Genomic DNA, 23,431 nt, shown 5'->3' with positions numbered 1-23,431 from the left:
GCAGGGGTGAAATATCTTTCCCGGCGCTTTATAGTGGCCGACCTCCGTTTCATCAAGTAGCGAAGCCCCACATGTCCGAGCCACGCAAGATCCTCGTCACCAGCGCCCTGCCCTACGCCAATGGTTCGATCCACCTTGGCCACATGCTGGAATATATCCAGACCGATATGTGGGTGCGCTTCCAGAAGCATCGCGGCAACCAGTGCATCTATGTCTGCGCCGACGACGCCCACGGTTCGGCGATCATGCTGCGCGCAGAAAAGGAAGGCATCACTCCGGAACAACTGATCGCCAACGTGCAGGCTGAACACAGCGCCGACTTTGCCGAGTTCCTGGTCGACTTCGACAACTTCCACTCCACTCACGCCGAAGAAAACCGTGAGCTGTCGAGCCAGATCTATATCAAGCTGCGTGACGCCGGGCACATTGCCCAACGCTCGATCACCCAGTACTTCGACCCGGAAAAGAAAATGTTCCTGGCCGACCGCTTCATCAAGGGCACCTGCCCGAAATGCGGCACCGAAGACCAGTACGGCGACAACTGCGAAAAATGCGGCGCGACCTACGCCCCGACCGATCTGAAGGATCCGAAGTCGGCCATCTCCGGCGCCACCCCGGTACTCAAGGATTCCCAGCACTTCTTCTTCAAGCTGCCGGACTTCCAGGAAATGCTGCAGGCCTGGACCCGCAGCGGCACCCTGCAAGACGCGGTCGCCAACAAGATTGCCGAGTGGCTGGACGCTGGCCTGCAGCAGTGGGACATCTCCCGCGATGCGCCTTACTTCGGTTTCGAGATCCCGGGCGAGCCGGGCAAGTATTTCTACGTGTGGCTGGATGCGCCAATCGGCTACATGGCCAGCTTCAAGAACCTTTGCGAGCGCACACCTGCGCTTGATTTCGACGCGTTCTGGGGCAAGGATTCCACCGCCGAGCTGTACCATTTCATCGGCAAGGACATCGTCAACTTCCACGCGCTGTTCTGGCCAGCGATGCTCGAAGGTGCCGGTTTGCGTAAACCGACCGGGATCAACGTCCACGGCTACCTGACCGTCAACGGCCAGAAGATGTCCAAGTCCCGTGGCACCTTCATCAAGGCACGTACTTATCTGGATCACCTGTCGCCGGAATACCTGCGCTATTACTACGCGGCCAAGCTGGGCCGTGGCGTCGATGACCTCGACCTGAACCTCGAAGACTTCGTGCAGAAGGTCAACTCCGACCTGGTCGGCAAAGTGGTCAACATCGCCAGCCGTTGCGCCGGTTTTATCCACAAGGGCAACGCCGGCCTGCTGGTCGACAACAATGCCGCGCCAGAGCTGACCGAAGCGTTCCTGGCCGCTGCGCCAAGCATTGCCGACGCCTATGAAGCCCGCGACTTCGCCCGCGCCATGCGTGAAACCATGGCCCTGGCCGACCGCGCCAACGCGTGGATCGCCGACAAGGCACCGTGGTCGTTGAACAAGCAGGAAGGCAAACAGGCTGAAGTGCAGGCGATCTGCGCCACCGGCATCAACCTGTTCCGCCAGTTGGTGATCTTCCTCAAACCGGTACTGCCGCTGCTGGCCGCCGATGCCGAGGCGTTCCTCAACGTCGCCCCGCTGACCTGGAACGACCACACCACCCTGCTGGCCAACCATCAGCTCAATGAATTCAAACCGTTGATGACGCGCATCGACCCGGTAAAAGTACAAGCCATGAGCGATGCCTCGAAAGAAGACCTGACCGCCAGCCAGACCGACACCGGTGCAACCGCCCCGGCCGGCAACGGCGAACTGGCCAAGGATCCGCTGTCGCCGGAAATCGACTTCGACACCTTTGCCGCCGTCGACCTGCGGGTGGCGCTGATCGTCAAGGCTGAGCACGTGGAAGGTGCAGACAAACTGCTGCGCCTGACCCTGGACATCGGTGACGAGCAACGCAACGTGTTCTCCGGGATCAAGAGCGCCTACCCGGATCCGTCCCAGCTCGACGGTCGCCTGACCATGATGATCGCCAACCTCAAGCCACGGAAAATGAAGTTCGGCATCTCCGAAGGCATGGTGATGGCCGCCGGCCCTGGCGGTGAAGAAATCTACCTGCTGAGCCCGGACAGCGGCGCCAAGCCGGGTCAGCGCATCAAGTAAGACGGTGCGGTAAATTGATCCCACAGGCGTGCCCCGCATGCCTGTGGGATTTTTCATATCTGGCCCACCCATCGTGGCTGCCGGATAATGCCTAACCTTATGAGACATCCGCCCGTTTTGCTGGCAGAACCATGACCGAACTCCTGCTTACGCTTATCAGTGCTGCGTTGCTGAACAACTTCGTGTTGCACTGGCCGCTGGGCGTCGATCCGCTGTTGGCGGGCAGTCGACGTCAGGTGCATGCGTTGGGACTGGCGACCCTGTGCTTGATGCTGATCGTCGGCGTGGCGGGGTACGTCATCTGGCACTGGCTGCTGGTACCACTGCAACTTGAAGCCCTGCGCTTGTTCGTGTTTCTGCCGTTGAGCGTGTTGCTGATCGCACCGCTGCTGAAATGGCTGGCGTGCGGGCTGCCCAACTGGCCATTCGACGGTCTATGGCCGCTCTTGCTGGGCAATGCCGGCGTACTTGGACTGGCGCTGATCAATGCGCAGAATGATCAGGGGCTGTTGCATGCCGCCGCGCTGAGCCTCGGCGCTGGGCTGGGTTTCTGGCTGGTATTGAGCCTGTTCAGCGATTTGCGTGAGCGCACCGCTGGCAACGATATTCCCCTGCCCTTTCGCGGCTTGCCGATCGACCTGATCAGCGCCGGACTGATGGCAGTGATTTTTCTCGGATTCAGTGGACTGATCAAAACATGAGTCTGATTCAACGCATCGATGCCCTGCTGCCGCAGACCCAATGTGGCAAATGTGGCCACCCCGGATGCAAGCCCTACGCAGAAGGCATCGCCAATGGCGAACCGATCAACAAGTGCCCGCCGGGGGGGGACGAAACCATCGCGGCGCTGGCCGGGTTATTGAAAATACCGGTGCTGGAACTGGACATCAGTCGAGGTTCGGCGCCGCCACAAGTGGCCTACATTCGTGAAGCCGAATGCATCGGCTGTACCAAGTGCATTCAAGCCTGTCCGATCGACGCCATCGTCGGAGCAGCGAAACTGATGCATACGGTCTTGATCGACGAGTGCACCGGTTGCGACCTGTGTGTGGCGCCGTGCCCGGTAGATTGCATTGAGATGCATCCGCTGCCGCCGACTACGTTGCCAGTGGTGGGAGGTCTGGCATTCAGTCTCGAGGAACAGCGCGAGCGCGCGGCCAAACGCGATCACGCGCGCCAGCGTTTCGAGCGACGCAATGCCCGCCTCGAACGCGAAGAACAGCACAAACAGGCCGAGCGTGAAGCGCGCGCCAAACGTTCAGCGCAGCCCCAAGTCTCCACGCTCGACCCGGTGCAGGCTGCGCTGGAACGTGTGCGGGCACAGAAAATGGCCACCACCGATGCCGCATTGAAGAAAGCCAAGATCGATGTCGCGATGAGTCGCGCGCAATTGCACAAGTCGCTGAAAGCCTTCGGTCATCCGCCGACGTTCGAGCAACAGGCGCAACTGATCGTGTTGCAGCAACAATTCGAAGCGGCCGAACAGGCGCTGGCATCACTCGAAAACAGCACTCCAACCGCCCCGCCAGCGCCTGCCCCGGCAAAAGACGCTGACCTTAAACGAGCGAAAATCCAGCTGGCCATGCGCCGCGCCGAACTGAAAAAAGCACAAACTGCGGAAGCTTCAACGGAGCAAATCGCGACGCTGGAACAGGCGCTGTGTGATGCCGAGCAAGCCCTGCATGCCGCTGAAGCCTCCAGTGATCAGCCAGCTCCTGACCTTGTGCGCGTGGAAAAACGCCCGATCGACAGCCAGCTTCGGCAGTTGAAAACCGCATTGGCCTACGCTCGCGCCGAACTCAATAAACTGGAACGCCACGCCGACACCCCAACCGAAACACTCGACAAGGCCCGCGCTCGCCTGCAAGACGCCGAGCGCCAGGTGCAAGACCATGTCGCCCCTTGAGATGCCGGACGATCGCCTGCAACAGGCGATGAAACAGGTGCTGCTCGCGACGCTGCCTGGGTTGCTGGCGTTGTTCTGGTTCTACGGTTGGGGCGTGCTGATCAATCTGATCCTGGCGATAACCACTGCATTGGTCGTCGAAGCGGCGGCCACCCGCTTACGTCATCGCCCCATTCAGTCAACCCTTATCGATGGCAGCGCGGTGGTCAGCGCGACACTGCTAGCGGCCGCCCTGCCCCCTTACTGCCCGTGGTGGCTGACGGTCACGGCGATTGCTTCTGGCCTGCTGCTCGGCAAGCACTTGTACGGTGGCGTCGGAAAAAACCCGTTCAATCCGGCGATGCTCGGATTTGTCTTGGCCATCGTTTTGTTCCCACAGCCAATGACTCATTGGCCGGCCCACGGCATGGACCTGATCGCAGCCGTACAACAGGTGTTCAATCCAGGACAGCCGCCGGATGCATGGGCTCAGGCCACGGCACTGGACAGCTTGCGCATCAACAAAAACCTGACCATCGATGAACTGTTCGCCACCAATCCGGCGTTCGGTGGTGTCGGCGGGCGTGGTGTGGAATGGGTCAACCTGGCGTTTCTCGCCGGCGGACTGTTCCTGCTGCAACGCCGAGTGATTGGTTGGCAGGCGCCGCTCGGCATGCTCGCCAGCCTGTTTGCCGTCAGCCTGTTGTGCTGGAACGGCTCGGGTTCGAACTCCCACGGATCGCCGTTGTTTCATCTGCTGAGCGGCGCGACCATGCTCGGTGCGTTTTTCATCATTACCGAGCCGGTGTCCGGGGCTAAAAACCTGTTCGCCCGCCTGCTGTTTGGCGTCGGCGTCGGGCTGCTGACTTATCTGATTCGCACATGGGGCGGTTATCCCGACGGTGTGGCGTTTGCCGTATTGCTGATGAATCTGTGCGTACCGGCACTGGAACGCTTTGCTGCCGCCCGCCAGACACAGGTGAGTCCATGAACCGCACGACCAGCCTCATCACGCTGTTTTTGTTGGCCTTCATCGGTATCGGTGCGACGTATCTCGTGCAGCGTAGCAATGCGCCGCAGATCGCCGCCGAACAACGCCTGATCGATAACCGCAAATTACTGGATGTGATCCCGGCCGAGTCTTACGACAATCAACCGCTGGACCAACCTCTGGCCTTGACCGACATTGCCTTAAGCCACAGCACGCTGGCGGGCGGCTATCGGGCGACCAAAGGCGGGCAACCGGTTGCGGTGCTGCTGCGTAGCCTGACCGAGGGATATGCCGGTGTCATAGAACTGTTGATCGCCATTGATGCCGACGGAAAATTGCTCGGTGTGAAAACCCTGAAGCAAACCGAAACCCCGGCGCTGGGAGGGGTTATTGGTGACTGGCCAAATGCCTGGCTGCAAGCGTTCACCGGCCAATCGAGCCATGAGCCGACGAACGCAGGCTGGGCGTTGAAAAGCGATCAGGGACAATTTGATCAGATGGCCGGGGCGACCATCACCTCCCGTGCAGCGATCAACGCGATCCATGATGCGTTGCGCTACTTCGATGAGCATAGGCCGGCGTTGCTGGGGAGTGGATCATGAAGCTGTCGAACACGCTGATGCTGGTGCTGCTGCTTGGCGCCACGCAAACGCTGGCCGCCGCGCTGGGCACGCTACTGATGTTTGTCACTGTCGTGGGGATTTATGGTGTGTGCATGCCGCTGATGCGCTCGCGACTGACCGGGGCAAGTGCGTTGCTGGCCAGTTTGCTGCTCGCCGCTTCGCTGACCAGTTGCGCCGATATTCTTGCGCAGCGCTGGTTGCTGCCATGGCATCAGGCGTTCGGTTTCTATACGGGCCTGATCGCCTTGCAGTGCGTGGTGCTGGAGCACAATGGCTTCTTCCAGCAACCGCCGGCCAAGCGCTTCAAGCTAGCGGGCCTGTTTGGCGGGCTCATGCTGGCGCTCGCCGCACTGCGTGAACTCATCGGTCACGGCAGTCTCGGTCGCGGGCTATCCGAACACTGGCAAGGTCTTGTTTTGCTCAGCGATGGCCTGCATCTGCCAACCACGGTTCCCGGCGCCTTCATCGTGCTGGGGCTACTGCTCGCGGCCCGTCAGGCGTGGACTCGCTCGAACTCTATATCCAAGGAATCGCATCGCCCATGAACGCCGCAAAACGTCATGAGATTTTTCGCAGACTGCATGAAGACAATCCCGAGCCGAAGACTGAACTGGCCTACTCCTCGCCCTTCGAACTGCTGATTGCCGTAATTCTCTCGGCGCAGTCCACCGACGTTGGCGTCAACAAGGCCACGGCAAAACTGTTCCCGGTGGCCAATACGCCAGCAGCAATCCATGCCTTGGGCGTCGAAGGATTGTCTGAATACATCAAGACGATCGGCCTCTACAACAGCAAGGCGAAAAACGTCATCGAAACCTGCCGTCTGCTGGTCGAACGCCACGACAGTGCAGTACCACAGACGCGCGAAGCGCTGGAAGCCTTGCCCGGCGTTGGCCGCAAGACCGCCAACGTCGTACTCAATACCGCGTTTCGCCAGTTGACCATGGCGGTCGACACGCACATTTTCCGCGTCAGCAATCGCACAGGCATTGCACCGGGCAAGAATGTCGTCGAGGTTGAAAAGAAGCTGATGAAATTTGTGCCAAAGGAATTCCTGCTCGACTCCCACCATTGGCTGATTCTTCTTGGCCGCTATGTGTGTCTGGCGCGCAAGCCACGCTGTGGTAGCTGTCGGATCGAGGACTTGTGCGAGTACAAAGCCAAAACATCGGACGATTGAGCGGCTATTAGCTTTGTTGATTGGTCGATTGAAAAAATCTTTTTTACCCGTCGCTGCATTACCGATATAAGGAGCGCCAAAGGCAGTCTTAGCCGGAGTTAACCTTATGAGTAGCGACAAAGAACAACTGGACATAGAAGATGACGTTGACACCGCAGACGCTGATGCAGAGGAACCGGTCGTGGAAGTCGCCAAAACCAATCTGAGCAAGCGCCGCACGATCGACAACCTGCTGGAGGAGCGCCGACTGCAAAAGCAATTGGCCGATTACGATTTTGATCTCTGATACTTGAAAGCCTCCCGAACCGGAGGCTTTTCACTTTCTATAACTAGCTGAATTCGATCGGCCCATGACCCCGTCAGCTTACTGAGGTATTCAGACAAGCCCATTGCGTTGCGCCAACTCGATCAGATCAACCAGCGAGCGCGCATTGAGTTTCAGCAGCAAGCGAGTCTTGTAGGTGCTCACTGTCTTGTTGCTCAAAAACATGCCATCGGCGATTTCCTTGTTGGTCTTGCCTCGCGCCAACTGTTGTAAAACCATCATTTCCCGCCCGGAAAGGCGATCTACCATGTCGGCTTCGCTGGCATTGCCCAGACTGGTACGTACTGTATGCAACGCCTGATTGGGAAAATAACTGTAGCCGGACAAAACGGCCTTGATCGCGCTGAGCAACTCGGTCAGATCCTGCTGTTTACATACATAACCCGCCGCCCCCGATTGCATGCAACGCATTGAAAAATGCCCGGGCGCCTGGGAAGTCAGCACCAGAACTTTTATGGGCATCGCGACCGAAGTCAGGCGCGCAATAACTTCCAGACCATCAAGTTTCGGTATTCCAATATCCAGAATAACAATATCGGGCATTTGTTCACGAGCAAGTTGTAGTGCATCTACACCGTTGTCAGTTTCTGCAATGACTTCGTAGCCATGACGTTCCATCAGCATACGTACCGCAAGACGAATGACGGGGTGGTCATCCACGATCAGCACTTTATTCATGGGCAAGTCCAGTTTCGCTGTTCGAATTTTTAGAACACGCACAATAGCCCAGTCACTTGCCTGATGGCATGCCAGCGCTCTCACGCACTTGCATCGAGAGACATACCCTACGGGCATTAAGGATTAATCCTACAAAAATCCCACTCTTCTCTAAATATCCGACAAAGCACCTCGCTCACGCCCCTGAAACATTTCTGTTTTTTACCTGTAACAGCTTGCGACCGACTCCTGTGCAACGCGGTCTCACAGCCGGGCATCATGACATTCAAACTGCGGGACCTGTGTCGAATAGCAGCGCCACAACACGAATTCACTCCCAATCAGAAATATCATGCAATGACGGCAATCTCCTACAACCTTAATATACAACCGACCGAATCATAAACACTTGAAACAAGATATTTATACTTAAGCAAACACTTTTGCTATAAATACAAACATCAACAGCACACTTAACCAACAAACAACAAAACACAGTCACCCATAACAAAACCACTCAAAAAAAAGAGCACTTAAATGTTAAAGATAAAAAACAAAATATCCAACCCGATGACGATTATCGCTATATTCGCCGCTATATCCGAGGCCTCCGCCGCCGTTTCTCTGCCGTTCCTTGATAGCGAAGATCGCGAAATCTACGTCTGGTTCCTGATAAGCTTTCCGTTCTACTTGTTATTTCTTTTCTTTATCACTTTAAACTTCAACTACCGCTCACTCTATTCACCCTCTGATTTCGGCAAGGACAAGAGCTTCTTAAAAGTCATCAACAATAATTGTCGCGATAACAAGCGAAACACATCACAGCAGGATCCAGCTCACGGGACTTTCGGAATATCAAGTTTCATCGTGCCCAGCGAACCCGGCGCAGCCCAAGGCAAGGAGTCGTGCAAAATCCACAATGCGCCCGACCCGCCACCAGGCATCGGCTCAGCGCCGAACCTGACGGTTCAACACAATATTCACTTGCCTGTCTCCATCAGCCACCTGCACATCATCGATGCAAGGAATATTGATGCATCGAGAGAACTGAACACGATGCTGGAAAGGATCCGCCGTACCGACAAGAAAACTGCGCGGGCCATCGTATTTCTTTCCAATCATGTGTCGGATGTTTCCTTGACCAAGAGTGCGCTATCGCAGATCAGGCACGCGAAGAAAGGCTCGGGCACAACGCTTTGTATTGTTTACAACCTGTGCTCGCAAGCGGTAACGCTGCTGGGGCGGGTTTGACGGGTGAGGACTACCGCAGAAGCAGACAGACCAGGGACATTGCTCGATTAGCACCAAACAAAGAATTGATAAAAAAGGCGACCTTGTCTCAAAGACAAGGCCGCCTTTTCATTGCGCATCAGTCTGAAAAATCTCAGAACAGTTTGCGGCCCTTGTTGGCAGCAATGCGCATGCGCAGCGCGTTGAGCTTGATGAAGCCCGCCGCATCGGCCTGATTGTAAGCGCCGCCATCTTCTTCGAACGTTGCGATGTTGGCGTCGAACAGCGAATCGTCGGACTTGCGGCCGGTCACGATCACGTTGCCCTTGTACAGCTTCAGGCGAACCACACCGTTCACGTTGACCTGGGAAGCGTCGATCATCTGTTGCAGCATCAGACGCTCAGGGCTCCACCAGTAGCCGGTGTAGATCAGGCTGGCGTATTTCGGCATCAGCTCGTCTTTGAGGTGAGCGACTTCGCGGTCCAGAGTGATCGACTCGATGGCGCGGTGAGCGCGCAGCATGATGGTGCCGCCCGGGGTTTCGTAGCAACCACGGGACTTCATGCCCACGTAACGGTTTTCGACGATGTCCAGACGGCCGATGCCGTGCTCGCCACCGATCTTGTTCAGTGTCGCCAGAACAGTGGCCGGGGTCATTTCGACGCCGTCCAGCGCAACGATGTCGCCGTTGCGGTAGGTCAGTTCCAGATACTGCGGGGTGTCAGGAGCGTTCTCCGGGGAGACGGTCCAACGCCACATGTCTTCTTCGTGCTCGGTCCAGGTATCTTCCAGCACGCCGCCTTCATAGGAGATGTGCAGCAGGTTGGCATCCATCGAGTACGGGGATTTTTTCTTGCCGTGGCGCTCGATCGGGATCGCGTGCTTCTCGGCGTAGTCCATCAGCTTCTCGCGGGACAGCAGATCCCACTCGCGCCACGGAGCAATCACTTTCACGCCTGGCTTGAGTGCGTAGGCACCCAGTTCGAAACGCACCTGGTCGTTGCCCTTGCCGGTCGCACCGTGAGAAATGGCGTCAGCGCCGGTTTCGTTGGCGATTTCGATCAAACGCTTGGCGATCAATGGACGTGCGATGGAAGTACCCAGCAGGTACTCGCCCTCGTAAACGGTGTTGGCGCGAAACATCGGGAACACGAAATCACGCACGAACTCTTCGCGCAGATCATCAATGTAGATTTCTTTGACGCCCATGGCCTGAGCCTTGGCGCGGGCCGGCTCGACCTCTTCGCCTTGACCGAGATCTGCGGTGAAGGTCACCACTTCACAGTTATAAGTATCCTGCAGCCACTTGAGGATCACCGAAGTGTCCAGGCCGCCGGAATACGCCAGAACGACCTTGTTTACGTCCGCCATGCCATCACTCCACGGGGTTCTACGGAAAGCCGAGGAGTCTACCGCTCCAACGCGATAATTTACAGAGGCGCGACAGCTTAAGACGACAAAGCGACAGAATCTGTCGAGAGCGCGACGATGACCGGCAGGTCAGGAAGTCGCCGCGGTATTGGCGGGAGTGCTGGCCTGAGGCGCTGGAGCCGTGGTCGGGGTCACGCGCGACAAATGTACATTCACCCGGCGGTTCTTCGCCCGATTGGTCGCATTGGTGTTCGGCACCAGTGGATAACGTTCACCGTGGAAACGCACAGTGATCTGCGATTCCTGAATGCCGTTGGCCTTGAAGAAGTCGACCACAGCCAATGCACGGCGGCGCGACAACTCGCGGTTGGTCAGGCGATTACCGCTGTTGTCGGAGTGGCCGTCAAGCTCGATGTGATTGACCGTCGGATCGGCCTTCATGTAATCGAGCATGACCTGCAGTTTGGCCTTGGCGGCAGCATCAAGATCAATGCCCCCCCCAGGGAAGCCGACCTGCGACTGTTTGATCTGATCGAAATTCTGTGGCAGCAATTTCGCCACACAACTCTGGTATTCGTTGAACGCCTTGCTGAACTTGACCGGCAACAGGCGCACTTCCGAAACCCGGCCATCGCCCGAGGCACGGCGTACAACAGGGCTGCGCCCGTCCATCAGGCCGCTCATCAGTCCACCTGCCTGAGACTGCGAACTGCTGAACAGAATGTTGCCGCTGCCCAGCCTGACAGAGCCCAGATTGATGTCGCCGCGCCCCGGCTGCCATGGCGCGGCTGCCGCGAGCAACGTCGCCGAACCGCCGCCCAGCATGGCGTTATAGGCGTTCAAACGAAATATTGCCTGTTCACCGGCCCTGCGCACGAACTCTCCCGAACCGAAATCAGTGATCGGTTGCGTCAGACGGCATTCGAACTTATCGCCGGCGACCGTCCACTCAATGTTCTCCAGTCGAGTCTGGTAGGTCAGCGCCATCGCGGGAAGGCTGGCAAACACACTGAGCAAGGCTAAATAACGCTGGCGCACGGGAGGCTCCATTGGCTTCTGCAACAAAAAGACCGATAGACACATGTTTACGGCATACCTATGGGATATCGGAAGGTTCCTGCAAAACTTGATAGCGAGTGCCTGCAAGAGTCTTTTCGGGTAGCATTCCCCTCAGTTTGACCCGCCTGGAATCCCCTCATGTCCGACCGCCTGACCCTGCTGCGTCCCGACGACTGGCACATTCATCTTCGCGATGGTGCTGTGTTGACCAATACCGTTGCCGATGTTGCGCGCACCTTCGGTCGCGCCATCATCATGCCCAACCTGGTACCTCCGGTGCGCAACGCCGCTGAAGCCGACGGCTATCGCCAGCGGATTCTCGCTGCTCGCCCGGCCGGCAGTGGTTTCGAGCCGTTGATGGTGCTGTACCTCACCGACCGCACCCAGCCCGAAGAAATTCGTGAGGCCAAGGCCAGCGGTTTCGTGCACGCCGCCAAACTGTACCCGGCCGGCGCGACCACCAACTCCGATTCCGGAGTGACCAGCATCGACAAGATCTTCCCGGCGCTGGAGGCCATGGCCGAAGTCGGCATGCCGCTGCTGATCCACGGTGAAGTCACGCGCGGCGATGTCGACGTGTTCGACCGCGAAAAGATTTTCATCGATGAGCACATGCGCCGTGTCGTCGAGCGTTTCCCGACGCTCAAAGTGGTGTTCGAACACATCACGACTGGCGATGCGGTGCAGTTCGTCAACGAGGCTTCGGCCAACGTTGGCGCGACCATCACGGCGCATCACCTGCTCTACAACCGCAACCACATGCTGGTTGGCGGGATTCGCCCGCACTTCTATTGCCTGCCGATCCTCAAGCGCAATACCCATCAGGAAGCCCTGCTCGACGCCGCCACCAGCGGCAGTGCGAAGTTCTTCCTCGGCACCGACTCGGCACCGCACGCCCAGCACGCCAAGGAAGCCGCCTGCGGCTGCGCCGGCTGCTACACCGCGTACGCCGCCATCGAGTTGTACGCCGAAGCCTTCGAACAGCGTAATGCGCTGGACAAGCTAGAAGCGTTCGCCAGCCTCAACGGGCCACGCTTCTACGGCCTGCCGGCCAATACCGACCGCATCACTTTGGTTCGCGAAGAATGGACCGCCCCGACCAGCCTGCCGTTTGGCGAGTTGACCGTTATCCCGCTGCGCGCCGGTGAAAAGCTGCGCTGGCGCCTGCTGGAGGAACACGCGTGAGTGAAGACCATTTCGACGACGAACTGGAAGGTCAAGGTGGCGGCGGCGGTTCCCGTCATCCAATGGCAGCGCGTTTTCGCGGTTACCTGCCGGTTGTCGTCGACGTAGAAACCGGTGGCTTCAACTCGGCCACCGATGCATTGCTGGAGATTGCCGCGACCACCATCGCCATGGATGAAAAGGGTTTCGTTTACCCGGATCACACCTACTTCTTCCGCGTTGAGCCTTTTGAAGGCGCCAACATCGAAGCGGCGGCACTGGAGTTCACCGGGATCAAGCTTGATCACCCGTTGCGCATGGCCGTCAGCGAAGAAACGGCGCTGACCGATATCTTCCGTGGCATCCGCAAGGCGTTGAAAGCCAACGGCTGCAAACGGGCGATTCTGGTCGGCCATAACAGCAGCTTCGACCTCGGCTTCCTCAATGCCGCTGTTGCGCGACTGGATATGAAGCGCAATCCGTTCCACCCATTCTCCAGCTTCGACACCGCCACGCTGGCCGGTCTGGCCTACGGTCAAACCGTACTGGCGAAAGCCTGTCAGGCAGCCGATATCGATTTCGACGGCCGTGAGGCGCACTCCGCGCGTTACGACACCGAGAAAACCGCTGAGCTGTTCTGCGGCATCGTCAATCGCTGGAAACAGATGGGCGGCTGGGAAGACTTCGACGACTGATGGTTTTCGAATAAATCCCGCGCATGAAAAAACCGGCTACGTGAGCCGGTTTTTTTGTACCTTGACGTTGCGCCTTACAGGGCAGCAGCGTTCTCGGTCAGGTAAGCCGCAACACCTTCTGGCGAAGCGTTCATGCCTTTGTCGCCTTTCTTCCAGTTGGCAGGGCAGACTTCGCCGTGCTCTTCGTGGAATTGCAGAGCGTCGACCAGACGGATCAGCTCTTCCATGTTACGGCCCAGCGGCAGGTCGTTGATGATCTGCGAGCGGACAACGCCTTTGTCGTCGATCAGGAAGGCACCACGGAACGCCACGCCGCCTTCGGATTCAACATCGTAAGCCTTGGCGATGTCGTGCTTCATGTCGGCAGCCATGGTGTATTTCACCTGGCCGATGCCGCCATTGTTGACCGGGGTGTTGCGCCAGGCGTTGTGGGTGAAGTGCGAGTCGATCGAAACCGCGATCACTTCAACGTTGCGTGCCTTGAAGTCGGCCATGCGGTTGTCCAGAGCGATCAGCTCGGACGGGCAGACGAAGGTGAAGTCCAGTGGGTAGAAGAACACCAGGCCGTATTTGCCTTTGATGGCCGACGACAGGGTGAAGCTGTCAACGATCTCGCCATTGCCGAGTACGGCCGGTACGGTGAAGTCAGGGGCTTGTTTGCCTACGAGTACGCTCATTGATATCTCCTGGTGTAAAAACTTGAAGTTCAGGGTCCGGGCCAGCCTGCCACCCTCAGGCGACAGCCCTGTGACACGAACCCCCTTCGCAAGGGCCGACCATCATACACTGCGTTTTTGGCCTGTCCTTAAAGGTTTTTTGGGGCAGGCGAATAAGGACGCTGCATTTACAGGGCCAGGCAAATAGCCACTTGTCACCGTTCGTCAGTCACTGGCCATTCTGGCCAAAAGCTTTGCGAAAGCACTTTGACAATCATTCTCGTTAACATTAAGATCCATCGCAATTGAGTCACAACCAGCGACGGTTCTCACTTATGTATGTTTGTCTCTGCACTGGCGTCACCGACGGACAGATCCGCGAAGCGATCTATGAAGGTTGCTGCAGCTACAAAGAAGTTCGCCAGGCCACCGGCGTCGCCAGCCAATGTGGCAAATGTGCTTGCCTGGCCAAGGAAGTGGTTCGCGAAACCCTGACCAAGCTGCAAACCGCCCAGGCCGCGATCCCCTACCCGGTAGAATTTACTGCCGCGTAAATACCCTCATTTCAAAGAACCGGACTTGATGTCCGGTTTTTTTATGCCTGAAAATCAATTGGTTAGGCTCCAGACGCGGAACACAAACATTCTTATTCAGATTTATTTTCATTTATTATTCAATAACTTAGGTTTGACACTTATAAAAGTGCAGCCCAAACTCCGCCCTATATACAGCTAATACAGGGCAGGACTCCCATCATGAAAGGCGACATTACAGTCATCCAGCATCTCAACAAGATCCTTGCCAATGAACTGGTCGCGATCAATCAGTACTTCCTGCATGCCCGCATGTATGAAGATTGGGGCCTGAACAAGCTGGGCAAGCACGAGTACCACGAGTCCATCGACGAGATGAAACACGCGGACAAGCTGATCAAGCGCATTCTGTTCCTCGAAGGGCTGCCGAACGTGCAGGATCTGGGAAAACTGCACATCGGCGAGCATACCCAGGAAATGCTGGAATGCGACCTGCGTATCGAGAAGACCGGCCATGCTGACCTTAAAGCCGCGATTGCGCATTGCGAATCCGTTGGCGATTTCGGCAGCCGTGAACTGCTCGAAGACATTCTCGAATCCGAAGAAGAACATATCGACTGGCTGGAAACCCAACTGGGCCTGATCGATAAAGTCGGTCTTGAGAACTATCTGCAATCGCAGATGGGCGAAGAGTAAGTTAGCGCCCGCTAAACGCGAGACACTGAAAAGCCCCGCCCTCTTTTGAGGCGCGGGGCTTTTTATTGCTCGGGTTTCAGCATTGGCCGAAACCCGAAAAAGCCGATCAGGCTTCGGACTTGTTCGCAGCAGCGGCTTCGACAGCCGCTTTGATGGTGCTTTGCAGCGAACCGTCTGCAGCCATCTCGGTCATGATGTCGCTACCGCCGACCAGCTCACCGCCCACCCACAATTGCGGGAAAGTCGGCCAGTTGGCGTACTTTGGCAGGTTGGCGCGGATTTCCGGGTTCTGCAGGATGTCCACGTACGCAAACTTTTCGCCACACGCCATCACAGCCTGCGCAGCTTTCGCGGAGAAGCCACACTGCGGGGCATTCGGCGAGCCTTTCATGTAAAGCAGAATGGTGTTGTTGGCAATCTGCTCTTTAATCGTTTCGATGATATCCATGGAGCACCTCGGCTGAACTTTCCGACTCATGGGTCGGCACGGTGGCGCATTGTAACGGAATCCCGAGCGCCATGCTCGGTCTCCCCGACAGACATGCTCAGGCTGCCACCACCGTCACCGGAACGCCATTGAGCGCGGCATTACCCGACAGCTCGTCAAGCTGACACTCATCGGTCAGGTCGTTGGCACTGGAACCCGGCTGACTGCTGGCAATCGCCATCTGTACACCGGGACGCGCATGCCCCCAGCCGTGAGGCAAGCTCACCACGCCTTTCATCATGTCCAGACTGCCGAGCACTTGGACTTCGATCTGCCCGACCCGTGAACTGACGCGCACTAACTGGCCATCTTCAAGCCCACGACTGGCGAGGTCATCCGGGTGCATCAGCAATTGATGCCTTGGCTTGCCTTTCACCAGACGATGATAGTTATGCATCCAGGAATTGTTACTGCGCACATGGCGGCGGCCGATCATCAGCAACTCATCGGCGGCGGGCGCCTGCAATGTCGCGAACCGTGCGAGGTCGGCGAGGATCTCCGGCGGCGCGGCCTGCACGCGATGATTCGGCGTTTTCAGGCGTGGCGTGAGATTGGGTTTCAGCGCGCCAAGGTCAATGCCGTGCGGATGATCGAACAGCGTTGCCAGCGACAGTTTCTGCTCGCCCGCGTCACCGTAGATCCCCATGCGCAGGCCCAAGTCGATCATCTTCGCCGGCGGCATTGTTGGCTTCAGTTCCTTGCCGGTTTTTTCGGCAAACGCTTTGGCCAGGCCGACGAAAATCTCCCAGTCATGCAAGGCGCCCTCGGGTTTGGCGAGAATTGCGCGATTGAAACGGGTGACATTGCGCACCGCGAACAGATTGAACGTGGTGTCGTAGTGATCGTTCTCCAGCGCCGAAGTCGACGGCAGGATCAGGTCGGCATAACGCGTGGTTTCGTTGATGTACAGGTCGATGCTGACCATGAACTCCAGACCGTCCAGCGCCTGCTCCAGTTGCCGCCCGTTAGGCGTCGACAGCACCGGGTTACCGGCGACGGTAATCAGTGCGCGCACCTGCCCCTCGCCGTCGGTGAGCATTTCTTCGGCCAGCGCCGACACCGGCAACTCGCCGCCGTACTCGGGACGGCCCGACACACGGCTTTGCCATTTATTGAAATGCCCGCCCGAGGTCGATGCCACCAGATCCACCGCAGGCTCCGTGCACAGCGCCCCGCCGACGCGATCAAGGTTGCCGGTCACCAGATTGATCAACTGCACCACCCAGTGGCACAAGGTGCCGAAGGCTTGCGTTGAAACGCCCATCCGCCCGTAGCAAACCGCGCTGGGCGCGGCGGCAAAATCGCGGGCCAACTGGCGGATCTGTTCGGCGGGCACGGCGCACAACGGGCTCATGGCTTCTGCGGTGAACGTCGCCACGGCGGCGCGCACCTCGTCCAGGCCGTCGACCGGCAAGTGACTGTCGCGGGTCAAGCCTTCGCCAAACAATGTGTTGAGGACACCAAACAGCAAGGCCGCATCGCCCCCGGGCCGCACAAATAGATGTTGATCAGCGATTGCCGCCGTCTCGCTGCGCCGTGGATCGACCACCACCACTTTGCCGCCCCGGCCCTGAATGGCTTTGAGGCGCTTTTCGACGTCAGGCACGGTCATGATGCTGCCGTTGGACGCCAGCGGATTACCGCCCAGAATCAGCATGAAATCGGTGTGATCAATATCAGGAATCGGCAACAGCAAACCGTGGCCGTACATCAGATAACTGCTCAGATGATGGGGCAACTGATCGACCGAGGTCGCCGAGAAGCGATTGCGCGTCTTCAGCAAACCGAGGAAGTAGTTGCTGTGGGTCATCAACCCGTAGTTGTGCACGCTAGGGTTGCCCTGATAGACCGCCACCGCGTTCTGCCCATGGCGCTCCTGAATCGCCGCCAGACGCTCGGCCACCAGCGCAAACGCCTCATCCCACTCGATCGGCAGCCATTCACTGCCAACCCGGCGCATTGGCTGGCGCAGGCGATCGGGGTCATTCTGAATATCCTGCAACGCCACGGCCTTGGGGCAGATGTGCCCACGGCTGAACGTGTCGAGGGCATCGCCCTTGATCGAGGTGATCGCAACATTGCCATCGGTTTCGGTGGTCTCGAGGGTCAGGCCACAGATGGCTTCACACAGGTGGCAGGCACGGTGATGGAGAGTCTTGGTCATGGCCAGTCTCTGTCTTGTTCTGGGGCGGGCACTACGCCTGCGGGAACAAAACTATGGCCCGGGCGCCGGCCGGGCGCCAGCGACGTTCGTCTTGTGAATCGACGGTTATCAGGCGAGCCGATAGCCCATTGCGTCAGTTCTGCGGCAAGTGCGGTGGCGCCTGCAACTGAATTTCCTGGATGGTTTCGATCTGTTCGTGGGCAATATGCACGCCGGTGAGTTCACCGATAAGACGCCAATGCTCGTCGAGCCCGGCGCTGATGGTTGCCATCCGGTCGATCATGTGCCGACCGGCAGTCTTGACCACTTCGTCCTCGCTGCGCAGCAGCTCGAAGGACATCGAGGTGACCGAGGCGGTGAGATGGGTCAGTGAGCGAGCCGTGTGGCCCAGCAATTCCATTAACAGTTGTTCTTTCGATTCCATGCGGAGGCTTCCTGCGTCGCTCGAAATGTATTTATAACCCAGCACTTTGCTTTAGCAAATGTTTCAGCCCGAGCACCCGACCAAGCGATTCGTGCCGCTGTGGTCGTAAACCGACCAAAGCAGCGCCATCTGCGCCACGGCGGATTGCCAAGCCCCTTGAGGCCAGTGTACAAAGAGGCTTGCTGCTGTCCTGAACCCGGCTTCAAATGCGCGACTGCAACTCCAAGTCCGCCCTCCGAATTCCGCAAAAAACCGTAGCCTATTGGAAAAACGCGACATTTAGTGTCAATATCGCGCCTTCCCCCATTTTCGTCGCCCCGTGCGGCTTACGCCGCAGGTCTCGCCCGTTGTTCCGTTAAACAAGGCTTTGAGCATCTGCGGTGTGTAGCAAAAGGTAGTCAATGATGAGCGCAAGGCACTTTCTCTCCCTGATGGATTGCACGCCCGAAGAGCTGGTCAGCGTGATCCGTCGAGGCGTTGAGCTCAAGGACCTGCGTAACCGCGGCGTACTGTTCGAGCCTCTGAAAAACCGTGTGCTGGGGATGATCTTCGAGAAATCCTCGACGCGCACCCGGATCTCCTTCGAAGCCGGCATGATCCAGCTCGGCGGCCAGGCGATTTTCCTTTCGCCACGCGACACCCAACTGGGCCGTGGCGAGCCGATAGGCGACTGCGCCATCGTCATGTCGAGCATGCTTGATGCGGTGATGATCCGTACTTTTGCCCACAGCACCCTGACCGAATTCGCAGCCAACTCCCGCGTGCCCGTGATCAACGGCCTGTCCGATGACCTGCACCCGTGCCAGTTGCTGGCCGACATGCAGACGTTCCTCGAACATCGCGGCTCGATCCAGGGCAAAACGGTTGCCTGGATCGGCGACGGCAACAATATGTGCAACAGCTATATAGAGGCCGCGATCCAGTTCGACTTCCAATTGCGCGTCGCCTGCCCGGAAGGCTACGAGCCAAACCCGGAGTTCGTCGCCAAGGCCGGCGACCGCGTGACCATCGTCCGCGACCCACAGGACGCCGTGCGCGGCGCGCACCTGGTGAGCACCGACGTCTGGACGTCCATGGGCCAGGAAGAAGAAACCGCCAAGCGTCTCAAGCTGTTCACCCCGTTCCAGGTCAATCGTGCCCTGCTCGATCTGGCCGCCGAGGACGTGCTGTTCATGCACTGCCTGCCCGCGCACCGTGGCGAAGAAATCAGTCTCGACCTGCTTGATGACCCGCGCTCGGTCGCTTGGGATCAGGCAGAAAACCGTCTCCACGCACAGAAGGCCCTGCTCGAGTTCCTCGTCGAACCGGCATATCACCACGCATGAGCCATGAATTACTGCTGAACCTGCGCAACCTCGCTTGCGGCTATCAAGATCAACGTGTGGTGCAGAACCTCAATCTGCACCTCAACGCCGGCGATATCGGCTGCCTGCTCGGCTCATCCGGGTGCGGCAAGACCACCACCCTGCGCGCCATCGCCGGTTTCGAACCGGTGCACGAAGGTGAAATCACCCTCGGTGGCGAGACCCTTTCCAGCCCTGGTTTCACCCTGGCACCGGAGAAACGCCGGATCGGCATGGTGTTTCAGGACTACGCGCTGTTCCCGCACCTGAGCGTCGCGGACAACATCGCCTTCGGCATTCGCAAGCATCCGCACAAGGAGCGCGTGACCGAGGAGTTGCTGGAACTGGTCAACCTGAAGGACCTTGGCAAACGCTTCCCGCACGAATTGTCCGGTGGCCAGCAACAGCGTGTCGCCCTCGCCCGCGCCTTGGCGCCAGAGCCGCAACTGCTGCTGCTCGACGAGCCCTTTTCGAACCTCGATGGCGAACTGCGCCGCAAACTCAGCCATGAAGTACGCGACATCCTCAAGGCTCGTGGTACCAGCGCGATACTGGTGACCCACGATCAGGAAGAAGCCTTTGCCGTGAGTGATCACGTCGGCGTTTTCAAAGAGGGGCGACTGGAGCAATGGGACACCCCGTACAACCTGTATCACGAACCGGCGACGCCTTTTGTGGCCAGTTTCATCGGTCAGGGCTACTTCATTCGCGGCCAGCTCGGCAGCCCGGAATCGGTGCAGACCGAACTGGGTGAACTGCGCGGTAATCGCGCCTATACCTGGCCGGTGGGTGGTGCGGTGGATGTGCTGTTGCGTCCGGACGACATCGTTTATGCGCCGGACAGTGCTTTGAAGGCGAGGATTGTCGGCAAGACGTTCCTGGGGGCTTCGACGCTTTATCGCCTGCAACTGCCGACCGGTGCGCAACTGGAGTCGATCTTCCCCAGTCATGCCGATCACCACGTCGGTGCTGAGGTGGGGATTCGTGTTGCAGCCGAACATCTGGTGTTGTTCCAGGCATCCGGTAGCACGGCAGCGCAGATTCCGGCAGTGGAAAACGGCGTGCGCCGCTACAGCAGCGCGCTCTGATTCAACACGATAGAAAATGTGGGAGCGGGCTTGCTCGCGAAAGCGTCGTGTCATTCAGCACGAGTGTTTGCTGATACACCGCCTTCGCGAGCAAGCCCGCTTCCACATTGGTTTTTGTCTTAACCCAGGCGCAGTGTGCCGCTCGCCACCAGCGTCGCATGACCGCCAATCTTCACCCGCTCACCTTCCAGCCGACAGAACAACTCCCCGCCCCGCGCCGAACGCTGGCATGCGGTCAGGCTCGATTTGCCCAATTTCTTTGACCAGTATGGAATCAAGCTGCAATGGGTCGAACCAGTCACCGGGTCTTCATCGATACCAATCGCTGGCGCAAAGTAGCGCGAGACGAAATCGTGTTGATTGCCGCGAGCGGTGACGATCGCACCCAACCACGGCAGCTTGGCCAGCGCGACCCTGTCCGGCTTGCAATCCAGAACGGCCTGCTCCGACTCCAGCACCACAAACAGCTCACTGGAGCCGAGCACATCCAGCGCCTCGACTCCCAACGCCCGCTCGACATCCTGCGTCACACCAATCTCGCAAGGCTCGATCGACGGGAAGTCCAGCCACAATCGCCGCCCCTCACGACTGACACTCAGCGGCCCGGACTGACAGACAAAATCCAGGCGTTCGGCGGTTTCCTTGTAAATTTCGAATAGCACATAGGCACTGGCCAACGTGGCGTGACCGCATAACGGCACTTCGGTGGTCGGGGTGAACCAGCGGATATGCCAAGCCTGACCTTCGCGTACCAGAAACGCAGTTTCCGCCAGATTGTGTTCGGCGGCGATTTTCTGCATCAACTCGTCCGCCAGCCAGGCGTCGAGCCGATAGACCATCGCTGGATTGCCACTGAACGGCCGATCACTGAACGCGTCGACCTGATGAAACTCGAGCTGCATAACCTTCTCCCTCAGTCCGTTGATCGAGCATGCAACTGACACCTGATCCGCGCCAGTGACAGAACCGGCCAATTTTCTTCATACAGTGCAAATGGTCATGCGCGGCCGATGTCGGCAAATGTGGCCTGGGTATGTTCGGCCAACGCGGCAGGCGCCAACTCGACCTCAAGCCCGCGTCGGCCGGCACTGACGTAAAGGGTCGCAAACCCCTGAGCCGAGCGGTCAATAAAAGTGCGCAAGCGTTTCTTCTGCCCCAGAGGGCTGATGCCACCCAACAGATACCCCGTAGAACGCTGTGCCGCCACCGGGTCGGCCATTTCGACTTTTTTGACACCGGCGGCGTGTGCCAGACCTTTTAGATCGAGACTTCCGACGACCGGCACCACGGCGACCAGCAATTCACCCTTTTCAGTGGCGGCCAGCAGCGTCTTGAACACCTGCGCAGGCTCAAGCCCCAGTTTTTCTGCGGCCTCCAGCCCGTAAGACGCGGCTTTGGGGTCATGTTCGTAACTGTGCACGCGATGTTCGGCACGAACTTTTTTCAACAAGTCCAACGCAGGGGTCATGACAGCTCCAGGCTCGGCAGTGACAGAAAAATCCTGCGCAGAATTCTAGGCCATCGCCGGCGAAAAGGCTCTAGCACAAGTCACGTTTCCCATGGCCTGCAGGCGAACAACCGAAAAAACTTCCATCCTCCAAATAGGATCATTCACCGCATTGATAGTTTTATTGTGACCAATGGTTCACTTTCGACCTTTGACAGGTTTGTTTCTTGTCTATATTTTTTCGAATCTGAATAATGTAAGAATTATGATCACGGCAGCACCCAGCAGCAGACCGAGAACGGGATGGGGATCCCGCCTCGGTGAAAATCGCGCCTTGCCCTGTCGGCAGTGCGCCAGACAACAACAAAAATCGAGGTTTTCAATGACAACTGCGTTACAGCAACCATCGCTTTCAGGCCAATGCATGGCCGAGTTCCTGGGCACTGCACTCCTGATCTTTTTCGGTACTGGCTGTGTCGCCGCGCTCAAAGTCGCGGGCGCCAGCTTCGGTCTGTGGGAAATCAGCATCATCTGGGGCGTAGGCGTGAGCATGGCGATCTACCTCACCGCAGGCGTTTCCGGCGCGCACCTGAATCCGGCGGTGAGCATCGCGCTGACCATCTTCGCTGACTTCGAAAAGCGCAAACTGCCGTTCTACATCCTTTCGCAGATTGCCGGCGCCTTCTGCGGCGCGCTGTTGGTTTACACGCTGTACAGCAATCTCTTCTTCGATTTCGAACAAACTCATCAAATGGTGCGCGGCTCGGCGGCCAGCCTTGAGTTGGCGTCGGTGTTCTCCACCTTCCCGAACCCGGTGCTGTCGACCGCCCAGGCATTTCTGGTCGAGATGATCATCACCGCCATCCTGATGGGCGTGATCATGGCCCTGACCGACGACAACAACGGCCTGCCAAGAGGCCCGATGGCGCCGCTGCTGATCGGTTTGCTGATTGCCGTGATTGGCAGTTCGATGGGCCCGCTGACGGGCTTTGCGATGAACCCGGCCCGTGACTTTGGTCCCAAGCTGATGACTTTCTTCGCCGGCTGGGGTGAAATTTCCTTCACTGGCGGCCGCGACATTCCGTACTTCCTGATTCCGATTTTTGCACCGATTGTCGGTGCCTGCCTCGGCGCTGCCGGGTATCGCGGGCTCATCGCCCGCCACCTGACCGGCGCCACACCTGCTACAAAGGATGCAGAACCGGCCATTGACGGCAAACCAAGAACTTCTTGAAACAGTCGGCGCAGGCTCCTGCCCAATAGAGCCTGCGCCAAGGCCCACTCTCCCT

Annotated in this window: 25 protein-coding genes; 16 read left to right on the top strand and 9 right to left on the bottom strand. The window is 58.2% G+C overall.

Translation table 11 applies throughout. The annotated features are described in order from the left end of the window. Positions 1 to 71: 71 nt before the first annotated feature. From metG to AACY50_RS24295, 8 genes are all read left to right on the top strand, one after another. Positions 72 to 2,123 (top strand): methionine--tRNA ligase, encoded by a 2,052-nt coding sequence (gene metG / locus AACY50_RS24330; protein WP_339433486.1) that lies wholly within the window; start codon positions 72 to 74, stop codon positions 2,121 to 2,123. A 131-nt stretch (positions 2,124 to 2,254) separates the two neighbouring features. Further along, the gene (locus AACY50_RS24325) at positions 2,255 to 2,824 is read left to right on the top strand and encodes an electron transport complex protein RnfA (protein ID WP_339539272.1); all 570 of its coding nucleotides are present in this window, start codon (positions 2,255 to 2,257) and stop codon (positions 2,822 to 2,824) included. Continuing rightward, positions 2,821 to 4,029, top strand: coding sequence for an electron transport complex subunit RsxB (gene rsxB / locus AACY50_RS24320; protein ID WP_339539271.1), 1,209 nt, complete (start codon positions 2,821 to 2,823; stop codon positions 4,027 to 4,029). Before AACY50_RS24325 ends, rsxB begins: the two co-directional genes overlap by 4 nt. Continuing rightward, positions 4,016 to 4,999, top strand: a complete 984-nt coding sequence (locus AACY50_RS24315; RefSeq protein WP_339433489.1) for an RnfABCDGE type electron transport complex subunit D — start codon at positions 4,016 to 4,018, stop codon at positions 4,997 to 4,999. The genes rsxB and AACY50_RS24315 overlap by 14 nt, the downstream gene beginning before the upstream one ends. Next, positions 4,996 to 5,601 (top strand): RnfABCDGE type electron transport complex subunit G, encoded by a 606-nt coding sequence (locus tag AACY50_RS24310; RefSeq protein ID WP_339466344.1) that lies wholly within the window; start codon positions 4,996 to 4,998, stop codon positions 5,599 to 5,601. The genes AACY50_RS24315 and AACY50_RS24310 overlap by 4 nt, the downstream gene beginning before the upstream one ends. Beyond that, positions 5,598 to 6,167, top strand: coding sequence for an Rnf-Nqr domain containing protein (locus AACY50_RS24305; RefSeq protein WP_339433491.1), 570 nt, complete (start codon positions 5,598 to 5,600; stop codon positions 6,165 to 6,167). Before AACY50_RS24310 ends, AACY50_RS24305 begins: the two co-directional genes overlap by 4 nt. Next, entirely contained in the window at positions 6,164 to 6,802 is a 639-nt protein-coding gene (gene nth, locus AACY50_RS24300; RefSeq protein WP_339539270.1) for an endonuclease III, read from the top strand. Before AACY50_RS24305 ends, nth begins: the two co-directional genes overlap by 4 nt. A 106-nt stretch (positions 6,803 to 6,908) precedes the next feature. Further along, the gene (locus AACY50_RS24295) at positions 6,909 to 7,088 is read left to right on the top strand and encodes a PA3496 family putative envelope integrity protein (protein ID WP_339433493.1); all 180 of its coding nucleotides are present in this window, start codon (positions 6,909 to 6,911) and stop codon (positions 7,086 to 7,088) included. Between the two features lie 90 nt (positions 7,089 to 7,178). On the opposite strand, the gene AACY50_RS24290 is transcribed toward AACY50_RS24295, so the two are convergent. Further along, entirely contained in the window at positions 7,179 to 7,805 is a 627-nt protein-coding gene (locus AACY50_RS24290) for a response regulator transcription factor (RefSeq protein ID WP_042560733.1), read from the bottom strand. 516 nt (positions 7,806 to 8,321) lie between these two features. Here AACY50_RS24290 and AACY50_RS24285 point away from each other — a divergent pair. Then, positions 8,322 to 9,035: a hypothetical protein gene (locus AACY50_RS24285; protein ID WP_339539269.1), complete on the top strand. Its 714-nt coding sequence runs from the start codon at positions 8,322 to 8,324 to the stop codon at positions 9,033 to 9,035. A 133-nt stretch (positions 9,036 to 9,168) separates the two neighbouring features. Here AACY50_RS24285 and AACY50_RS24280 read toward each other — a convergent pair whose 3' ends face one another. Both AACY50_RS24280 and AACY50_RS24275 read right to left on the bottom strand, forming a co-directional pair. Next, entirely contained in the window at positions 9,169 to 10,386 is a 1,218-nt protein-coding gene (locus AACY50_RS24280) for an argininosuccinate synthase (RefSeq protein WP_186622245.1), read from the bottom strand. Between the two features lie 129 nt (positions 10,387 to 10,515). Continuing rightward, a complete protein-coding gene (locus AACY50_RS24275) occupies positions 10,516 to 11,424 on the bottom strand; it encodes a flagellar protein MotY (RefSeq protein ID WP_339539268.1) in 909 nt (302 codons plus the stop codon). 159 nt (positions 11,425 to 11,583) lie between these two features. Here AACY50_RS24275 and pyrC point away from each other — a divergent pair, with 159 nt between their 5' ends. Next, positions 11,584 to 12,630 carry a dihydroorotase gene (pyrC, locus tag AACY50_RS24270; RefSeq protein ID WP_221732093.1) on the top strand — a complete coding sequence of 349 codons (1,047 nt, stop codon included), beginning with the start codon at positions 11,584 to 11,586 and terminating at the stop codon, positions 12,628 to 12,630. Then, positions 12,627 to 13,304 (top strand): ribonuclease T, encoded by a 678-nt coding sequence (gene rnt / locus AACY50_RS24265; RefSeq protein ID WP_095190452.1) that lies wholly within the window; start codon positions 12,627 to 12,629, stop codon positions 13,302 to 13,304. The genes pyrC and rnt overlap by 4 nt, the downstream gene beginning before the upstream one ends. Before the next feature lie 74 nt (positions 13,305 to 13,378). Here rnt and AACY50_RS24260 read toward each other — a convergent pair whose 3' ends face one another. Next, a complete protein-coding gene (locus AACY50_RS24260; RefSeq protein WP_003227723.1) occupies positions 13,379 to 13,981 on the bottom strand; it encodes a peroxiredoxin in 603 nt (200 codons plus the stop codon). 314 nt (positions 13,982 to 14,295) lie between these two features. Here AACY50_RS24260 and AACY50_RS24255 point away from each other — a divergent pair, with 314 nt between their 5' ends. Both AACY50_RS24255 and bfr read left to right on the top strand, forming a co-directional pair. Then, positions 14,296 to 14,514 (top strand): bacterioferritin-associated ferredoxin, encoded by a 219-nt coding sequence (locus AACY50_RS24255; protein WP_003227725.1) that lies wholly within the window; start codon positions 14,296 to 14,298, stop codon positions 14,512 to 14,514. Positions 14,515 to 14,715: 201 nt separating this feature from the next. Next, entirely contained in the window at positions 14,716 to 15,189 is a 474-nt protein-coding gene (gene bfr / locus AACY50_RS24250; protein WP_003227727.1) for a bacterioferritin, read from the top strand. A 106-nt stretch (positions 15,190 to 15,295) separates the two neighbouring features. On the opposite strand, the gene grxD is transcribed toward bfr, so the two are convergent. From grxD to AACY50_RS24235, 3 genes are all read right to left on the bottom strand, one after another. Further along, on the bottom strand, positions 15,296 to 15,637 hold the full coding sequence (gene grxD / locus AACY50_RS24245) for a Grx4 family monothiol glutaredoxin (RefSeq protein ID WP_016773402.1): 342 nt from the start codon (positions 15,635 to 15,637) through the stop codon (positions 15,296 to 15,298). 97 nt (positions 15,638 to 15,734) lie between these two features. Continuing rightward, positions 15,735 to 17,840, bottom strand: coding sequence for a molybdopterin oxidoreductase family protein (locus AACY50_RS24240; RefSeq protein ID WP_339539267.1), 2,106 nt, complete (start codon positions 17,838 to 17,840; stop codon positions 15,735 to 15,737). Between the two features lie 133 nt (positions 17,841 to 17,973). Continuing rightward, positions 17,974 to 18,264: a hypothetical protein gene (locus tag AACY50_RS24235; protein ID WP_339433497.1), complete on the bottom strand. Its 291-nt coding sequence runs from the start codon at positions 18,262 to 18,264 to the stop codon at positions 17,974 to 17,976. 404 nt (positions 18,265 to 18,668) lie between these two features. On the opposite strand from AACY50_RS24235, the gene argF reads away from it, so the two are divergent. Together argF and AACY50_RS24225 are read left to right on the top strand one after the other, a co-directional pair. Then, positions 18,669 to 19,589 carry an ornithine carbamoyltransferase gene (argF, locus tag AACY50_RS24230; protein WP_339433498.1) on the top strand — a complete coding sequence of 307 codons (921 nt, stop codon included), beginning with the start codon at positions 18,669 to 18,671 and terminating at the stop codon, positions 19,587 to 19,589. Beyond that, positions 19,586 to 20,695 (top strand): ABC transporter ATP-binding protein, encoded by a 1,110-nt coding sequence (locus AACY50_RS24225; protein WP_339433499.1) that lies wholly within the window; start codon positions 19,586 to 19,588, stop codon positions 20,693 to 20,695. Before argF ends, AACY50_RS24225 begins: the two co-directional genes overlap by 4 nt. Positions 20,696 to 20,814: 119 nt before the next feature. On the opposite strand, the gene AACY50_RS24220 is transcribed toward AACY50_RS24225, so the two are convergent. Further along, on the bottom strand, positions 20,815 to 21,597 hold the full coding sequence (locus AACY50_RS24220) for a PhzF family phenazine biosynthesis protein (RefSeq protein WP_339433500.1): 783 nt from the start codon (positions 21,595 to 21,597) through the stop codon (positions 20,815 to 20,817). A 95-nt stretch (positions 21,598 to 21,692) separates the two neighbouring features. Further along, entirely contained in the window at positions 21,693 to 22,163 is a 471-nt protein-coding gene (ybaK, locus tag AACY50_RS24215) for a Cys-tRNA(Pro) deacylase (protein ID WP_339433501.1), read from the bottom strand. 361 nt (positions 22,164 to 22,524) lie between these two features. Between ybaK and AACY50_RS24210 the strand changes: the two genes are divergently transcribed. Further along, a complete protein-coding gene (locus AACY50_RS24210; protein WP_210703427.1) occupies positions 22,525 to 23,376 on the top strand; it encodes an MIP/aquaporin family protein in 852 nt (283 codons plus the stop codon). Positions 23,377 to 23,431 lie beyond the last annotated feature (55 nt).

The sequence above is a fragment of the Pseudomonas sp. RA_15y_Pfl2_54 genome, from assembly GCF_963971015.1.
Lineage (GTDB): Bacteria > Pseudomonadota > Gammaproteobacteria > Pseudomonadales > Pseudomonadaceae > Aquipseudomonas > Aquipseudomonas baetica_A.
Note: the sequence above shows the minus strand (reverse complement) of the source record. Positions and strands in the feature narration are given on the sequence as shown.

Coding starts and splice junctions, on each gene's coding strand:
- metG (WP_339433486.1), top strand. CDS start 72: ATGTCCGAGCCACGCAAGATCCTCGTCACCAGCGCCCTGCCCTACGCC.
- AACY50_RS24325 (WP_339539272.1), top strand. CDS start 2,255: ATGACCGAACTCCTGCTTACGCTTATCAGTGCTGCGTTGCTGAACAAC.
- rsxB (WP_339539271.1), top strand. CDS start 2,821: ATGAGTCTGATTCAACGCATCGATGCCCTGCTGCCGCAGACCCAATGT.
- AACY50_RS24315 (WP_339433489.1), top strand. CDS start 4,016: ATGTCGCCCCTTGAGATGCCGGACGATCGCCTGCAACAGGCGATGAAA.
- AACY50_RS24310 (WP_339466344.1), top strand. CDS start 4,996: ATGAACCGCACGACCAGCCTCATCACGCTGTTTTTGTTGGCCTTCATC.
- AACY50_RS24305 (WP_339433491.1), top strand. CDS start 5,598: ATGAAGCTGTCGAACACGCTGATGCTGGTGCTGCTGCTTGGCGCCACG.
- nth (WP_339539270.1), top strand. CDS start 6,164: ATGAACGCCGCAAAACGTCATGAGATTTTTCGCAGACTGCATGAAGAC.
- AACY50_RS24295 (WP_339433493.1), top strand. CDS start 6,909: ATGAGTAGCGACAAAGAACAACTGGACATAGAAGATGACGTTGACACC.
- AACY50_RS24290 (WP_042560733.1), bottom strand. CDS start 7,805: ATGAATAAAGTGCTGATCGTGGATGACCACCCCGTCATTCGTCTTGCG.
- AACY50_RS24285 (WP_339539269.1), top strand. CDS start 8,322: ATGTTAAAGATAAAAAACAAAATATCCAACCCGATGACGATTATCGCT.
- AACY50_RS24280 (WP_186622245.1), bottom strand. CDS start 10,386: ATGGCGGACGTAAACAAGGTCGTTCTGGCGTATTCCGGCGGCCTGGAC.
- pyrC (WP_221732093.1), top strand. CDS start 11,584: ATGTCCGACCGCCTGACCCTGCTGCGTCCCGACGACTGGCACATTCAT.
- AACY50_RS24260 (WP_003227723.1), bottom strand. CDS start 13,981: ATGAGCGTACTCGTAGGCAAACAAGCCCCTGACTTCACCGTACCGGCC.
- AACY50_RS24255 (WP_003227725.1), top strand. CDS start 14,296: ATGTATGTTTGTCTCTGCACTGGCGTCACCGACGGACAGATCCGCGAA.
- bfr (WP_003227727.1), top strand. CDS start 14,716: ATGAAAGGCGACATTACAGTCATCCAGCATCTCAACAAGATCCTTGCC.
- grxD (WP_016773402.1), bottom strand. CDS start 15,637: ATGGATATCATCGAAACGATTAAAGAGCAGATTGCCAACAACACCATT.
- AACY50_RS24240 (WP_339539267.1), bottom strand. CDS start 17,840: ATGACCAAGACTCTCCATCACCGTGCCTGCCACCTGTGTGAAGCCATC.
- AACY50_RS24235 (WP_339433497.1), bottom strand. CDS start 18,264: ATGGAATCGAAAGAACAACTGTTAATGGAATTGCTGGGCCACACGGCT.
- argF (WP_339433498.1), top strand. CDS start 18,669: ATGAGCGCAAGGCACTTTCTCTCCCTGATGGATTGCACGCCCGAAGAG.
- AACY50_RS24225 (WP_339433499.1), top strand. CDS start 19,586: ATGAGCCATGAATTACTGCTGAACCTGCGCAACCTCGCTTGCGGCTAT.
- AACY50_RS24220 (WP_339433500.1), bottom strand. CDS start 21,597: ATGCAGCTCGAGTTTCATCAGGTCGACGCGTTCAGTGATCGGCCGTTC.
- ybaK (WP_339433501.1), bottom strand. CDS start 22,163: ATGACCCCTGCGTTGGACTTGTTGAAAAAAGTTCGTGCCGAACATCGC.
- AACY50_RS24210 (WP_210703427.1), top strand. CDS start 22,525: ATGACAACTGCGTTACAGCAACCATCGCTTTCAGGCCAATGCATGGCC.